The 13,980-nt window shown below is 68.4% G+C and carries 13 protein-coding genes; 8 read left to right on the plus strand and 5 right to left on the minus strand.

What is annotated here, in order from left to right; translation table 11 throughout:
- The first annotated feature begins 56 nt into the window (after positions 1 to 56).
- Both cydD and cydC read left to right on the plus strand, forming a co-directional pair.
- Positions 57 to 1,820: a thiol reductant ABC exporter subunit CydD gene (gene cydD, locus ASC45_RS02340; RefSeq protein WP_055449401.1), complete on the plus strand. Its 1,764-nt coding sequence runs from the start codon at positions 57 to 59 to the stop codon at positions 1,818 to 1,820.
- Positions 1,820 to 3,607, plus strand: a complete 1,788-nt coding sequence (gene cydC / locus ASC45_RS02345) for a thiol reductant ABC exporter subunit CydC (RefSeq protein ID WP_055449402.1) — start codon at positions 1,820 to 1,822, stop codon at positions 3,605 to 3,607. The genes cydD and cydC overlap by 1 nt, the downstream gene beginning before the upstream one ends.
- A gap of 6 nt (positions 3,608 to 3,613) precedes the next feature.
- Here the strand turns inward: cydC and ubiM are convergent, their stop codons facing one another.
- From ubiM to ASC45_RS02365, 4 genes are all read right to left on the minus strand, one after another.
- Positions 3,614 to 4,882, minus strand: a complete 1,269-nt coding sequence (gene ubiM / locus ASC45_RS02350) for a 5-demethoxyubiquinol-8 5-hydroxylase UbiM (protein ID WP_055449491.1) — start codon at positions 4,880 to 4,882, stop codon at positions 3,614 to 3,616.
- A gap of 34 nt (positions 4,883 to 4,916) precedes the next feature.
- Complete coding sequence (locus ASC45_RS02355) at positions 4,917 to 6,320, minus strand: dihydrolipoyl dehydrogenase (RefSeq protein WP_055449403.1); 1,404 nt, start codon at positions 6,318 to 6,320, stop codon at positions 4,917 to 4,919.
- Between the two features lie 78 nt (positions 6,321 to 6,398).
- The gene (locus tag ASC45_RS02360; RefSeq protein WP_055449404.1) at positions 6,399 to 6,731 is read right to left on the minus strand and encodes a YegP family protein; all 333 of its coding nucleotides are present in this window, start codon (positions 6,729 to 6,731) and stop codon (positions 6,399 to 6,401) included.
- A gap of 191 nt (positions 6,732 to 6,922) precedes the next feature.
- Positions 6,923 to 7,768: a 23S rRNA (adenine(2030)-N(6))-methyltransferase RlmJ gene (locus ASC45_RS02365; protein ID WP_055449405.1), complete on the minus strand. Its 846-nt coding sequence runs from the start codon at positions 7,766 to 7,768 to the stop codon at positions 6,923 to 6,925.
- A 169-nt stretch (positions 7,769 to 7,937) separates the two neighbouring features.
- Between ASC45_RS02365 and pyrE the strand changes: the two genes are divergently transcribed.
- The 6 genes from pyrE to ASC45_RS02395 all read left to right on the plus strand — a co-directional run bounded on the left by pyrE (position 7,938) and on the right by ASC45_RS02395 (position 13,019).
- On the plus strand, positions 7,938 to 8,624 hold the full coding sequence (gene pyrE / locus ASC45_RS02370; protein ID WP_055449492.1) for an orotate phosphoribosyltransferase: 687 nt from the start codon (positions 7,938 to 7,940) through the stop codon (positions 8,622 to 8,624).
- A gap of 27 nt (positions 8,625 to 8,651) precedes the next feature.
- Positions 8,652 to 10,124 (plus strand): sensor histidine kinase, encoded by a 1,473-nt coding sequence (locus ASC45_RS02375; protein ID WP_055449406.1) that lies wholly within the window; start codon positions 8,652 to 8,654, stop codon positions 10,122 to 10,124.
- Positions 10,121 to 10,618 (plus strand): hypothetical protein, encoded by a 498-nt coding sequence (locus ASC45_RS02380; RefSeq protein WP_055449407.1) that lies wholly within the window; start codon positions 10,121 to 10,123, stop codon positions 10,616 to 10,618. The genes ASC45_RS02375 and ASC45_RS02380 overlap by 4 nt, the downstream gene beginning before the upstream one ends.
- 13 nt (positions 10,619 to 10,631) lie before the next feature.
- Positions 10,632 to 12,002, plus strand: coding sequence for a sigma 54-interacting transcriptional regulator (locus ASC45_RS02385; RefSeq protein WP_055449408.1), 1,371 nt, complete (start codon positions 10,632 to 10,634; stop codon positions 12,000 to 12,002).
- Positions 12,003 to 12,450: 448 nt separating this feature from the next.
- Positions 12,451 to 12,648 (plus strand): hypothetical protein, encoded by a 198-nt coding sequence (locus tag ASC45_RS02390; protein WP_055449409.1) that lies wholly within the window; start codon positions 12,451 to 12,453, stop codon positions 12,646 to 12,648.
- A 53-nt stretch (positions 12,649 to 12,701) separates the two neighbouring features.
- Positions 12,702 to 13,019 (plus strand): BON domain-containing protein, encoded by a 318-nt coding sequence (locus ASC45_RS02395; protein WP_245609917.1) that lies wholly within the window; start codon positions 12,702 to 12,704, stop codon positions 13,017 to 13,019.
- 123 nt (positions 13,020 to 13,142) lie between these two features.
- On the opposite strand, the gene ASC45_RS02400 is transcribed toward ASC45_RS02395, so the two are convergent.
- Complete coding sequence (locus ASC45_RS02400) at positions 13,143 to 13,781, minus strand: MBL fold metallo-hydrolase (protein ID WP_055449410.1); 639 nt, start codon at positions 13,779 to 13,781, stop codon at positions 13,143 to 13,145.
- Positions 13,782 to 13,980: the final 199 nt, after the last annotated feature.

The raw sequence follows: 13,980 nt of genomic DNA on the forward strand, positions 1-13,980 counted from the left end.
AGATACGGATTGTCTCGCGCCACACACCGCTTGGCGCCCCACCTCCCGCCCCGATCTTGGCAACTCCCGAAGAACTCTGGCTGAAAGCCCGCAAGAAGGATATTCGCCCCGCGCTGAACCGCGCCGTGGGGCTGGGCCTGTTCGCGGGCTGGCTCATCATCGTGCAGGCCTGGCTGCTGGCGCGGGTGGTGGCAGGGGTCATCATCGAGCACCAGACACTGGGTGAGGTGTGGGTTTATCTGGCGGCGATGCTGCCGATTTTCGCGCTGCGCTTCGTGCTGATGCGCGCCTCGGAGAACGTGGCCTTCGAGGCTGCGGCGCAGGTGCGCCGCGATCTGCGCGAGCGCTTGTACGCACATCTGCAGACGCTGGGCCCGCTGTGGCTGACGCGTCAGTCCACGGGCGATCTCGCCAACAACGTGGTGACGGGCATCGACGCGCTGGAGGCCTATTACGCGCGCTATCTGCCGAATATGTCGCTCACCGCGCTGGTGCCGCTGTCCATCCTGGTGTTCGTGTTGCCGCAGGACTGGATCAGCGGCTTGGTGCTGCTGGGCACGGCGCCGCTGATCCCGATTTTCATGATCCTGATCGGCAAGGGCACGGAGTCGCTCAACCAGCAGCAGTGGCAACTGCTCACCCGCATGAGTGCGCGCTTTCTCGACTCGCTGCAGGGGCTGACCACGCTCAAGCTGTTCGGCGTGAGCCGTCACGAGGCCGAGGTGGTGGCCGCGCTGACCGAGGACTACCGCATCGGCACGATGAAGGTGCTGCGGGTGGCCTTTCTATCGTCGGTGGTGCTGGAGTTTCTCTCCACCGTCAGCATCGCCATGGTGGCGGTGTTCATCGGCTTTCGGCTGTTTTACGGCGAGATGGCGTTTTTTAACGGCTTTTTCGTGCTGCTGCTCGCGCCGGAGTTCTATCTGCCGCTGCGCAATATGGGCACGTTCTACCACGCCCGCATGGAGGCGATCGGTGCCGCGCAGGGTCTGTTGAAGCTGCTCGACACCCCGGTGCCGCCGCACGCCCGCGCCACCGGCGGCACGCAGCGCATCGACGGCGATGCGGTGCAGATCCGCTTCGATGCCGTCACGGTGCGCCATGCCGACGACCTGCCCCCGGCCCTCGACGGCGTGAGCTTCACCGCCCCGCCGCGCGGCCTCACCGCGCTGGTCGGCGCCAGCGGCGCAGGCAAGAGCACCGCGCTGCACGCGCTGATGGCGCTGGTGCAGCCGCAGTCGGGGCAAATCCTGGTCAACGACATCCCGCTGGACGCGCTGGACCTCGCCGACTGGCTGCGGCAGGTGGCCTGGGTGCCGCAGCGGCCGCATGTATTCGAAGGCACGGTGCGCGACAACATCGCCCTCGGCCAGCCGCAGGTGCCGCAGGAGGAGGTGGAGCGCGCCGCGCGCGCCGCGCAGGCGCATGACTTCATCGCCGCCTTGCCGCAGAGCTACGACACCCCGTTGGGCGAACGCGGCCTGGGGCTTTCGGGCGGGCAGGTGCAGCGCCTGGCGCTGGCGCGCGCCCTGCTCAAGCCTGCTCCGCTGGTGTTGCTGGACGAGGCCACGGCGCAGCTCGATGCCCATACCCAGTTGCAGGTCGGCGACGTCATCTTGGAACTGGCGCACCAGCGCTGTGTCATTCTTGCCGCGCACCGCCTGAGCACCGTGCTGCGCGCCGATCATGTGGTGGTGCTCGAAGCGGGCAAGGTGGTCGAGCAGGGCACGCCCGCCGATCTGCTGGCCCGGGGCGGCGCCTTTGCCGCGCTGGTGCGGGCGCATGAGCACGCACCCGCCATGTCCGGGGAGATGGCCTGATGCGTTTCAACCCGCTGCCGCCCGACTTCGATCTGACCCAGGCACGCGCCGATCTGCGGCGCCTGGTCGCCCTGTTCCGCCCGTATCGCTCGTGGATGCTGTGGGGCGCCGTCGCCGCGCTCCTCACCCTGCTGGCCAATGTGGCGCTGATGGCGACCTCGGGCTGGTTCATCGCCCAGATGGCGCTGGTCGGGCTGGTGGGCGCGGCGATGGATTACTTCACCCCGGCCGCCTTCATTCGCGGCATGGCCATCACCCGCACCGCCGGGCGCTACATCGAACGCCTGGTCACGCACGAGGCCACCTTCCGCCTGCTGCAGGCGCTGCGCGTGTGGTTCTACCAGAGTCTGGAGCCGCTGGCCCCGGCGCGGCTGCAGGAACTGCGCAGCGCCGATCTGAGCAGCCGCATCCTCAGCGACATCGACGCGCTCAACCACCTCTACCTGCGGGTGCTGGTGCCGGTGGGCGTGGCGCTGATCGGCGGCACGCTCATCGTGGCGATGATGGCGTTTTTCAGCCTGCGCGTGGCCGCGTCCACGCTGCTGTTCCTGCTGCTGGCCGGGGTAGCGGTGCCGCTGCTCACCTTCCGCCTGGGGCACGAGCCGGGGCGGCGACTCGTGGCGCAACGCGCCGAGTTGCGCAGCGTCGTGGTCGATGGCCTGCAGGGTCTGGGCGAGTTGCGGCTGTACGGTGGCACGACGCAACAGGCGCAGCGCATCGGTACGCTGACCGACGCCATGATCGCCGAGCAGCGCCGACTCAGCCGCGCCACCGGCCTGTCGCAGGGCCTGCTCGGTCTGGCGGCGAACCTGGCCATGTGGAGCACCCTGCTGCTGGCCATTCCGCTGGTGCATGCGGCCGACCTCACTCCGGCGCAACTGCCCATGCTGGCGCTGTTCGTCCTCGCCAGCTTCGAGGCGGCGATGCCGCTGCCGCTGGCGCTGCAAATGCTGGGCGAGACGCTGGCGGCGGCGCGCCGGGTGTTCGCCATTCTCGACGCCAGGCCGCAAATCGAGGAGCCCGCCGATCTGCCCGTGCCGCGCTGGGAGGGCGCCGAGCTCGTAGTCGACGGCCTGCGGCTGCGCTACCCCGGCGCGTCAGCCGACGCCGCCTGGGCACTCGACGGCCTGAGCCTGAGCCTGCGCCCGGGCGAGCGCGTCGCCCTGGTCGGCCCCAGCGGCGCGGGCAAGAGTTCGCTCATTGCCGTGCTGCTGCGCTTCTGGGACTATCAGGCGGGCAGCGTGCGCATCGGCGGCCACGATCTGCGCGCCTGGCCGGGCGAGGCGCTGCGCGGCCACATCGCCGTGGTGTCGCAGGACACCTATCTGTTCAACACCACCATCCGCGACAACCTCATGCTGGCCAAGCCCGACGCCACGCAGGAAGAAGTCATCGCCGCCTGCAAGGCCGCGCAATTGCACGACTTCATCACCGCGCTGCCCGAGGGCTACGAGACCTGGGTGGGCGAGGCCGGCATGCGCCTGTCGGGCGGGCAGGCGCGGCGCGTGGCCATTGCCCGCGCGCTGCTGCGCAACGCGCCGCTGCTCATCCTCGACGAGCCGACCGAAGGCCTGGACGCGCTGACTGAACGCGATCTGCTGCGCGACATCGCCACCCTGATGGCGGGACGCACCGTGCTGCTCATCACCCATCGACTTGCCGCGCTGCCCGCGGCGGTCGATCGGGTGCTGGTGATGGAGTCCGGACGCGTGGTCGAAGAAGGCGCGCCTGCAGAGCTGCTGGCACGGCCGCAAGGCGCTTTCCGCGCCCTGCACGACGCACTGTAGTCGGGCTTAGCGCAGCCCAGGCAGGGCCGGCAGAAAGCCGCGCAGGCTGAGGCCTTCTTCGCTCAGCGCCGTGGCGATGGCCAGGCGCAGCGGGCCGATGCGGCTGGAGGCATCGAGCACCAGCCGGCGCACCAGCCGCGCGGGGCCGCGATCGTCGGTGTAGAGCGTGGCAATGGCCTGGGTGGCGAGGTAGAGCGGGCGCGTGGCGCGCCGGTGCGCGGCCTCGAAGCGGTGCAGGCGCTCGGGCGCGGCGATGTCGGTGCCCGCTCGCTGCGCCGCGAGGATTTCACGCGAGAGCAGATCGACGCCGTGCAGGCCGAAGTTGAAGCCGTGCGCGGTGACCGGGTGCATGCCCACCGCGGCATCGCCGATGAGGGCGAAACGCGGGGCGACGAAGCGCTGCGCATACACCCCCACCAGCGAATAGGTGTGGCGGCTGCCAGCGATGTGCATCTCGCCGAGGCGCCCCTGGTAGCGGCGGGTGATGTCACGCTCGAATTCGGCCTCCGGCAGCGTCAGTAGCGCCTGCATCTCGTGCGGCGGCAGCGTCAGCACCACCGAGGAAAGATGCTCGGACAAGGGCAGCAGCGCCACGGTCTGGCCGAAGCCGAACCACTCCCAGGCGGTGTGATGATGCGGCTTCTCGTGGTGCATGCGGCACACCAGCATGGTCTTGCCGAAGTCGTGCGAGTCGGCACCGATGCCCATCTTGCGGCGGGTGTCGGAGAAGCGGCTGTCGGCGGCGATCAGCATGCGCGCGCGCAGGGTCATCGGCGAGATGTCGGCGGCGTCCGTGCCCGTCTGCCCGGCCTGTTGCGCCGCATCGGCCACTGGCAGCAGCTCGACCTCCACGCCCTGGGCATCGGCCTGGATGGCGCCGACGCGATTGCGGTCGAACAGCGTCAAGCCTTCCTGGCCCTGCACCGCGGCCCACAGCGCGCGGCGTATCTGCTGGTTGGGCACCAGCGCGCCCAGCGCCTCCTTGCCGCGCAACGGCGACACGCGCATCGGCCGCGGATCGTCGCCGTTGAACACCTCGGCGTGCTCGAGCGGAAAGACTTGATCGGGCGGGATATGGTCGAACACCCCCGACGCACGCAGGGTGCGCAGGGTGCGCAGGCTCAGGGCGATTTCGCGCCCGTCGAAGGGCGGATCGGCCAGCGCGGCGGCATCTTGCTGTTCGACGAGGGCGATGCGCAGGCCGCTGCCGGCCAGCGCCCGGGCCATGGACAGACCAGCGGGGCCGGCACCGATGATGGCGAGATCGAAAGTCATGTCGTTGTCCTGAAAAGTGAAGGCGCCGCCACGATCACAGCCGCGCCATTTCCAGCGGAGCATCACCATACACCGCGCGCGCCAGCACCCGCAAAGCGGCGCGCAAACCCTCTTCGAGTACCGGGTGATAGAAGGGCAGGGTGAGCAGTTCGGCCACGGTCATGTCGCGCTGCAGCGCCAGCGCCAGCAGATGCCCCAGATGCTCGGCGCCGGGCACGCACATCTCCGCACCCAGCAGCCGCCCGCTGCCAGGCTCGGCATAGACATGCAACTGGCCCGCCGCCCGCAGCATGGCCATGGCGCGCGCCTGCTGCGCGAAGTTGAAGCCCCCAGTGGCGAACGGCCTGCCCTGTAGCGCCTGCCACGACTGGCCGACCACGGCGGTCTGCGGGTCGGTGAAGGCGATGGCCAGCGGCACGCGGCGCTTGAAGCGCGCGCGGCCGTGCAGGGCGTTGAAGGCCGCGATAAAGCCTTCGTCGGAGGCCTCGTGCAGCACTTGCAGTTCGCCGTTCACATCGCCGGTGAAATACACCGGCAGATCGCCGATCTGCAAGGTGTTGCGATCGAACTCGGGCAGGCCGCGTGCATCGAGCGGCACGCCCAGGGTGTCCAGCCCGAGGCCGTCGGTATTGGTGCGTCGCCCCATCGCCGCCAGCACCGCATCGACCTCGACGACGGTCTGGCCGTTGCCGACGATGAGCGCGCCACCCGGGCCTTCGCGCAGTTCGACGGCACGCCCCAGGTGCAGGGGAAATTCGGCGCCGATGCGACGCTGCGCCTCGGCCTGCACGACGGGGTCGGTGAGCGGCCCGAGGCTTTCGCGCAGCTCGAAGCCGTGCACCGCGAGCCCCAGCCGCGCCAGCGCCTGCCCCAGTTCGAGGCCGATCACGCCCAGCCCGACCACGGCGATGCGGCGAGGCAGATCGGCGCGCTCGAACAGGTCGTCGGTGGTGAGGATGCGATCCCCGAACGCCCGCCATGCCTCGGGCACGACCGGGCGCGTACCCGTGCCGATGATCACGTGATCGGCGGTGATGACCTCCTCGTGGCCGTCGGCATGGGTGACGATCACCCGGCCCGGACCGTCCAGCCGGGCGCGTCCGGCGATGTTTTGCGCGGGCTGCAGGCTGTTGGTGGAGCCGAGCACACCGGCCACGCGGGCATCGCGATAGTCGCGCACCCGCTGCAGCACGGCGGGCAGATCGACCCGCAGACCCTCACCACCGCGGATGCCCAGGGTGGCGAGCTGGCTGCCGCGGTGAAAGTCGTCGGCGGCCTGAATCAGCGCCTTGGACGGCATGCAGCCCACGCGCGCGCAGGTCGTGCCGTACAGGCCATGATTGATGATGACGAAATCGTCGGTGTGCTTGCGCACCTGCGACAGCGCGGTCAGCCCTGCCGTGCCCGCGCCCAGAATGGCGATACGAACATGTCGCACGGAAAAACTCCGGTGAAGGAAAACCCGTGCAAGTCTATCGACGCGGCCGTTGCGCCGTTTTGGGCGGGGTCAAACCTCTCAGGTGTGGTCGTGCACCGCCGCGTGCTCGGCCTCGGCGTGGACCAGGGCGAGCGCGGCGTCGCGCTTGTCGGCGGTGCCGAACATGGGGCTGGTACCCACCACTTGGTGGTTAGCCGCCTTCAGCGTGAAGTAGGCCCGCCCGTCGCTGGCAACCTGCTTGTCGAAGCGCTCGGGCAGCACACTGTTCTTCTTCACCGAGGCGATGCCGTTCTCGGCGGACGCCTTGCTTTCATACTGCTCGCTGCTGAGCAGGGTGGAACCGTCTTCGCTCTTGAGCGAGAAATGAAACTGACCTTTTTCGTTTTTGCGCAACTCGAAGCTGACTGCCATGGAAGACTCCTGAAATAGATCGAACCTTGCGGGGCGACGCCCCACACGCCAGGGAGTCGGGCGCGAACAAGCCCACACGCCCCGAATGGTCGGCGGGTTCTGTGACAAATGCAAGGTTTCCCAATTTACTTTTGACAAAAGTTGACAGATCGGGGCGGCTCTCTGCCCACATTTGGGGGAGAAGCCGAAGGCTACGCAGCCTGTTGCTCCAGGGAGAAATGCGCCCCCTTGAACTGGCCCAGCACCCCGGTCAGCCAGGGCAGTACGTCACGCAGGGTGTCGTGCAGCGTCCAGGGCGGGTTGATGAGGAACATGCCGCTGCCCAGCAGGCCGAAGCCGCTGACGTCGGGTTCGCGCACCTGCATGCGCACGTCGAGCCAGTCGGCCTGACCGGCGATGCGGCGCAACTGTTGCGGCAGCAGATGCGACTCTCGCCGCTGCAGAACCGGGTACCACACCGCGTAGGTGCCCACGGCGAAACGCTGCAAGGCGTCGGTCAGCGCATGGCGCAGCGCGGCGTAATCGGTCTTGAGCTCGTAAGAGGGGTCGAGCAGCACCACGGCGCGGCGGTCGGGCGGCGGCAGCAGGCTCTTGAGCGCGACAAAGCCGTCGGCGCAGCGCACCTGCACGCCGGGCTGCGCGCCGAAGGTGGCCTCGAGCACGCGGTGGTCGGTGGGATGCAGCTCGAACAGCCTGAGCTTGTCCTGCGGTCGCATCAGCTGGTGAGCGATGGCGGGCGAACCGGGGTAATGCAGCAGGGCGCCGCTGGGGTTGAACGCCTTGATCAAGGCCAGATAGTCGGCCACGGCCTCGGGGGCGTCCTTGCATGCCCATAGCCGCTCGATGCCGTCGGCGTATTCGGCGTTCTTTTGCGCATGCGCCTCGTGCAGCGCGTAGCCGCCGGCGCCCGCATGGGTGTCGATTACCCAATAGGGCTTGTCTTTGCGGTTCATATGCCGCAGCACCTGCACCAGCACCAGATGTTTGAGCACATCGGCGTGGTTGCCGGCATGAAAGGCGTGTCGGTAAGCGAGCATGGGTGTAACCCAGATTGTCCATGAGGCGGTGCCCTCATGAACAATCTGGGTTGAATGTAGAGCAATGCAGGCGAATGTAGCGCGGTGGCCCGAAGGGCTGCGGCACAATGCGGGAAAACGCGTATCGGCGCTGCCGAAGCGCCCTCTTCTCGCTCCCATTGTGCACACCATGTCTTCGACTCCCCGCGCGGCTCAGACCGACCCCAACGCCCTGGACTTCATCCGCTTCGCCGTCGACAGCGGCGTGATCGCCTTTGGCGACTTCACCACCAAGGCGGGGCGGCAGTCGCCGTATTTCTTCAACGCCGGGCTGTTCAACGATGGCGCCATGCTGGGCGTTCTGGCGCAGTTCTATGCCCGCGCCCTGCTGGCCAGTGGCGTGGCCTTCGACATGCTGTTCGGCCCGGCTTACAAGGGCATTCCGCTGGGGGCGGTGGTGGCGGTGGAACTGGCGCGGCTGGGCCGCAACGTGGGCTTTGCCTACAACCGCAAGGAGGCCAAGGATCACGGCGAAGGCGGCACCACGGTGGGCGCGCCCATACGCGGACGGGTGGTCATCGTCGATGACGTGATTTCCGCGGGCACGGCCACGGGCGAATCGGTGCGGCTGATCCGCGCCGCCGGGGCAGAACCGGCCGCCGTGCTCATCGCGCTCGACCGCCAGGAGAAGGCCGCGATCGCCGGACGCACCCTCGACATTTCCGCCGTGCAGCATGTCAGCCAGGAGTACGGCCTGCCGGTCATTTCGATTGCCAATCTCGACAGCCTGCTGGCCTATCTGGCCGACAGCGGCCATGCCGAATTGGCACGCTGGCGACCCGCCGTGCAGCAGTACCGCGACAGCTACGGGGTCTGAGCGGCGAGTCTGACTGACCGACCTCGCATGACCGGGATGCGTTTGCCGCTGCGCATGGCGTTTTCGTCCATGCTGCTGTGGAGCTTCGCGCTGGTGGGGCTGCCGCTGCTGCTGGGCATGTCGGTCACGGCCTACCTGCTCGATCAGGTGGCGGCGCAGGCGCGCAGCTCGGTGGCGGTGGCGGTGCAGCTCACGCGCGCGTCGCGCCAGCTCGCTCAGGACATCGACAATCTGCAGCGGGCCAGCGGCCAGTGCCTGGTGCTCAAAGACGTCGCGTTGTGTGACGGGGTGCGGCAGGCGCACGTCGCTTTCGAGCAGGACGCCGCCCAGCTCGCGGCCATGCCGCTGCCCGGCGCGCAGCTTCGCACCCTGCAAACCTTGCGCGATCAGGAAACCGCGCTGTTTGCCAACGTCATGGCCTCGGGCGGGGCGAAAGATGGGTCGCGGGTGTTCGACGCCCTGAACCCCCGCTTCGACGCCATGCGCACCGCAGCGGGCGAGCTGATCGCGCACAGCAACCAACTGGTGGACGCGCAGGAAGCGCGGCTGCAGCAGGTCTCGGGACGGGTGTGGACGGTGCTGGGATGGCTGGCGCTGGCCAGCGTGAGCTTGTCGGTCAGCCTGGCGCTGCTGCTGTCGTGGCTTCTGGGACGGCCGCTGCGCCAGCTCAAGCGCGCCATCCGGCGGCTGGGCGAGGGGCGGCTTGACCAGGCGCCCGGCGTGGACGGCCCGCGCGATCTGGTCGATCTGGGCGTGCAGCTCGACTGGCTGCGCCGCCGCCTGGCCGAGCTTGAGGCGCAGAAGATACAGTTCCTGCGGCATGTATCGCACGAACTGAAAACCCCGCTGGCCTCGATGAAGGAGGGCGTGGACCTGCTGACCGACGGCGTGCCCGGCCCGCTCAATGCCGAGCAGCAGTCGATCACCCGCATCATGCGCGGCAATGTGCGCGATCTGCATCAGCGCATCGACAGCCTGCTCCACTACGACAGCGCGCTGCACGCCCCGGTGACCCTGCAGCTCGTCACGGTCAAGCTGCGGCTGCTGCTGGCCAGCCTGATCCGCCGCAACCACCTCACCCTGCGCGCCCGCGGGGTGAGGGTGGACTGCGGCTGCTCGGCGCTGCAGGTGCGGGGCGACCGCGCCAAGCTGGAAAGCCTGTTCGAGAATCTGCTGATCAACGCCATCCGATTCAGCCCGCAAGGCGGGCGCATCGGCTTCGACGCCGAGGCGGTGAGCGGCGGCGTCGACATCCGCATCAGCGACGAAGGCCCGGGCGTGGCGCCCGAGGATCTCCCGCATCTGTTCCAGCCCTTTTTCCAGGGCCGCAACCAGCCGGCCAGCGCGCTGCGCGGCACCGGGCTGGGGCTGGCGCTGGCGCGGCAGTATGCGCAGATGCACGGCGGCACGCTCGAACTCCTGCCGCACACCGGGCGCGGCGCGGTGTTCCGCGTCTTTCTGCCCGACCCTCCCCAACCCCCTACCGCCCTCAACGCATGACGCTCCCCCATTTCGCCCTTCGTGCCGCGCAGTCCCTGGCCCTGTGCCTCGCCCTGTCGTCGTGCGCGCAGTGGCCGCACCTGCCCGAGCCGCTGCGGGCGCCAGCTGTGGCCACCGCGCCCGACCGGCTGGACGACGACGCGATCCTCCGCGCGCTGCGCGACATGCCGCAGACCGCCGGGCCCGCGCTGCAGACCCAGACCGCGCGGCTGCTCGCCCTGGGCAAGCGTCGCGGCGTGGTCGAGCAGCTCCAGCTCGCCGTGCTGCTGCTCGCGCGATCCGAACCGGGCGACGCCGAACAGGCGCAGAATTTGCTCTCCGACCTGCAACCCCGCGCGACGGACGCCGCGGCGCGCAGCTTCCTCGCGCTGCTGCAACGCGATATCGCGCAGCAGCTCGCCTTGCAGCAGGCGCGCAAAAACGCCCAGACACTGCAAAAGCAGATCGACCAGATCAAGTCGCTGGAAACCCAGCTTCAGAACCGAGCCCGCTGACAGGGTCCTGCGCATGCCCGCAACGATTCTTCTCGTCGACGACGACCCCGACCTGCGCCAGCTTCTGGCCATCCGCCTGCGCTCGGCCGGCTACACCCCGCTGCTGGCTGCCAGCGGTGCCGAGGCGCTGGGCGCGCTGGCGGCCAACCGCCCTGCCGCCGTCATCACTGATCTGCGCATGGACGGCATGGACGGTCTGTCGCTGTTCGAGCACATCCGCGCCAAAGACCCCGCGCTGCCCGTCATCATCCTCACCGCGCACGGCACCATTCCCGACGCGGTGGACGCCACACAGCGCGGCGTGTTCGGCTTTCTCACCAAGCCCTTCGAGGCGCGCGAGCTGCTTGACCTTCTGGCGCGCGCCGCCGCGCTGCAGCCGTCGCAGACCGCCAAGCCCTCGCCCAAGGACGAAGCCTGGCGGGCCGACATCCTCACCGCCAGCCCGCGCATGCTCGCCCTGCTGTCCGAGGCCGGACTGGTGGCGCGCAGCGAGGCCAGTGTGCTCATCCGCGGCGAATCGGGCACCGGCAAGGAAATGCTGGCCCGCGCCATCCATCGCGCCAGCCCCAGACAGGACGGGCCGTTCGTCGCCATCAACTGCGCGGCCATTCCCGAGACCCTGCTCGAATCGGAGCTGTTCGGCCACGCCAAGGGTGCGTTTACCGGCGCCAGCCAGGCGCAGACCGGGCTGTTCCAGCAAGCCCACGGCGGCACCCTGTTTCTCGACGAGATCGGCGACATGCCGCTGCCCTTGCAGGTCAAGCTGCTGCGGGTGCTTCAGGAGCGCCAGGTGCGTCCCCTGGGCGCAACGCAGGCGATCGATGTCGATGTGCGCATCGTTTCGGCCACGCACCGCGACCTCGACGCCGCCATCGTGCAGGGCCAGTTCCGCGACGACCTCTACTACCGCCTCAACGTCGTCAGCCTGCACCTGCCGCCGCTGCGCGAGCGCCGCGAGGACATCGCCATGCTCGCCCGGCACGCCCTGCAGATGCTGGCGCCGCGCCTGCACCGCCGCATCACCGGCTTCACCCCCGATGCCCTCGATCTGCTGCAGCAGCAAGACTGGCCCGGCAACGTGCGCCAGCTCATGAACGTGGTCGAACAATGCTGCGCGCTCAGCACCACCAGCCGCATCCCGGCCAGCTCCGTGACCCGGGCGCTGCGCCTCAAGCCGGCCACCCTGCTGCCGCTGGCCGAAGCCCGCGACCAGTTCGAGCGCGACTATCTGGCGCAACTCCTGAAGATGAGCCAGGGCAATGTCGCGCAGGCCGCGCGCCTAGCGCAGCGCAACCGCACCGAGTTTTACCGCCTGCTCGGCAAACACCACCTCGATCCGTCGCAGTTCAAGGCCGCGGCCCAGGACATGCCGACGCAAGAGTAAGACTTCGCGCTGAGTAGTTCAGCGACGTCGCCTGAGTGTCGCCTGGCGGCGACAAAAAAGCGCCCCTAAATCAGTGGGTTGTATCGTGCCTGTCGAAGCTGTCGCCAGATCCCGACGGTTTTGACCTCGGCCGAGGCTGCGGTTCGCCGCCGACACTGCGTCTGCTCTATTCCTCTAAGGAGCAAGCCAACGTGGCACGCGTATTGCGAAGCAGAGCCAACCGATGGCGGTCGCGTTCGGCACTGACAAGAGAACCCACATGCTCTCTCCAGCGCCTCCAGCCGCCTTTCACCCCGAGCAGCATCTTGCTGGACAACTTGGGATGCCGTGCCCGCAGCACGTTGTCGCGGCAGGAAAGCCGCGCGAGGCCCGTGCCGCGCTGGCCCCGATTGTGCAGACGAAGCCGTCTCACTTGTCCACGCACTGACGCCAACAGAAAGGAACCGCGATGCTCAACATGGACTGGCTTGGATTTCTGACGGACAGCGCCGCAGACGATGGCGTCTTGATCGCCGCTGCGGGCTGCGTGCTGGCCTGGTTCGGTCGCTCGCTCGCACAGACGTACCGCCCGCACGGCAGCGCTCTGGGGGATGCGGTCGCTTCCAGCATTCTGACGGCCGTGGCGCTGCATGCCCTGTTGCATTGACGCGAAAGACTCACCAGATGCAGTCCGATTCGCCCTTCCCTGTCGAAACCATCATGTCCTTGCCCTCTCAGCGACCCTTCGCCGCGTCCCGCGCTGCCAGCCCGGACCCTCTGGACGCCGACCGGCTGCTGCACGCCCGGGTGAGGGATCGCCTGCGCCAAACCACGCTGCGCTGGCTGGACATCCAGATCCATGTGCATCATGGCCTGGTTCGCCTCTGTGGTTCGCTGCGCGATGCCCGGCTGCGCGCGCATGCCGAATGGCTGGTGTTCACCACGGATGGCGTGCGCGCGGTCTGCAGCGACTGGCGGGGCGAATGTCAGCACGTCCCCACGGCAACGTCGCGAACCATCCAAGATCAACCCCACTGATCCGGCTCGCCACCTTCGTCTTCGACCGATTCGCGCTCCTCGCACTCCCAGCCCTTTCCCCCGATGGGTTCGGGAGGGTGTTTCGCCGTAGCCCCAGGGCTGCGGCGCTTTTCTTACGCTGGCTCAGGTGCCACCCACGAAAGGATTGCTGCGTCTTTCCTCACCGAAGGTCGATTCCGGCCCGTGACCGGGGATGAACACGGTGTCGTCGCCCATCGGCCACAACTTGCCGGTGATGCTGTCGATGAGTTGCTGGTGGTTGCCGCCGGGAAAGTCGGTGCGGCCGATCGAGCCTGCAAACAGCACGTCCCCCACCCAGCAGCGCCGAGCCTCGGGCTGGTGAAACACCACGTGGCCCGGCGTGTGGCCGGGGCAGTGGCGCACGCTGAACGCCAGCGAGCCGAGCTGCAGGGTGTCGCCGTCGGCCAGCCAGCGATCGGGCGTGAACGCCCGCGCGGGCGGAAAGCCGAACATCTGCGCCTGTTGCGGCAGGGCGTCGATCCAGAACTGATCGACCGGATGCGGCCCGACGATGGGCACGCCCGCGCGTTGCGCCACCTCAGCCGCGGCCCCGGCGTGGTCGATGTGCGCGTGGGTGAGCCAGATCTCGCGCAACTGCACCCCGGCCTCGCGCACCGCCTGCATCAATCGATCGGGCTCGCCGCCCGGATCGGTCAAGACGGCGTCGCCCGTGACGTTATCCCACAGGAGGCAGGCGTTTTGGGCAAAGGCGGTGACCGGAAGAATGCGGTACTGGAGCATGGAGAACTTCGTCGTGGAGGGCGCGCGGCGCCACTCGCGCCACGCTGGGATTGAAGCACGAGGACAGAGGAACCGTACACCGGGCTTCTTTACATTTACCATGCGCTATCTGTCGATGATGGCGACGTTCATCACAACGGCATCGAAGTTGTCTTGTCATTTGTTTTGCAACGACTCGTGGAGGCAGGATGACGTTTAG

Origin of the sequence: Thiomonas bhubaneswarensis (assembly GCF_001418255.1) — a bacterium.
GTDB lineage: Bacteria > Pseudomonadota > Gammaproteobacteria > Burkholderiales > Burkholderiaceae_C > Thiomonas > Thiomonas bhubaneswarensis.

What these genes read in the sequence shown, in the direction of transcription:
- cydC (WP_055449402.1), top strand. Translation starts at nt 1,820, where the DNA reads ATGCGTTTCAACCCGCTGCCGCCCGACTTCGATCTGACCCAGGCACGC.
- ubiM (WP_055449491.1), bottom strand. Translation starts at nt 4,882, where the DNA reads ATGACTTTCGATCTCGCCATCATCGGTGCCGGCCCCGCTGGTCTGTCC.
- ASC45_RS02360 (WP_055449404.1), bottom strand. Translation starts at nt 6,731, where the DNA reads ATGGCAGTCAGCTTCGAGTTGCGCAAAAACGAAAAAGGTCAGTTTCAT.
- ASC45_RS02365 (WP_055449405.1), bottom strand. Translation starts at nt 7,768, where the DNA reads ATGCTCGCTTACCGACACGCCTTTCATGCCGGCAACCACGCCGATGTG.
- pyrE (WP_055449492.1), top strand. Translation starts at nt 7,938, where the DNA reads ATGTCTTCGACTCCCCGCGCGGCTCAGACCGACCCCAACGCCCTGGAC.
- ASC45_RS02375 (WP_055449406.1), top strand. Translation starts at nt 8,652, where the DNA reads ATGACCGGGATGCGTTTGCCGCTGCGCATGGCGTTTTCGTCCATGCTG.
- ASC45_RS02380 (WP_055449407.1), top strand. Translation starts at nt 10,121, where the DNA reads ATGACGCTCCCCCATTTCGCCCTTCGTGCCGCGCAGTCCCTGGCCCTG.
- ASC45_RS02385 (WP_055449408.1), top strand. Translation starts at nt 10,632, where the DNA reads ATGCCCGCAACGATTCTTCTCGTCGACGACGACCCCGACCTGCGCCAG.
- ASC45_RS02390 (WP_055449409.1), top strand. Translation starts at nt 12,451, where the DNA reads ATGCTCAACATGGACTGGCTTGGATTTCTGACGGACAGCGCCGCAGAC.
- ASC45_RS02395 (WP_245609917.1), top strand. Translation starts at nt 12,702, where the DNA reads ATGTCCTTGCCCTCTCAGCGACCCTTCGCCGCGTCCCGCGCTGCCAGC.
- ASC45_RS02400 (WP_055449410.1), bottom strand. Translation starts at nt 13,781, where the DNA reads ATGCTCCAGTACCGCATTCTTCCGGTCACCGCCTTTGCCCAAAACGCC.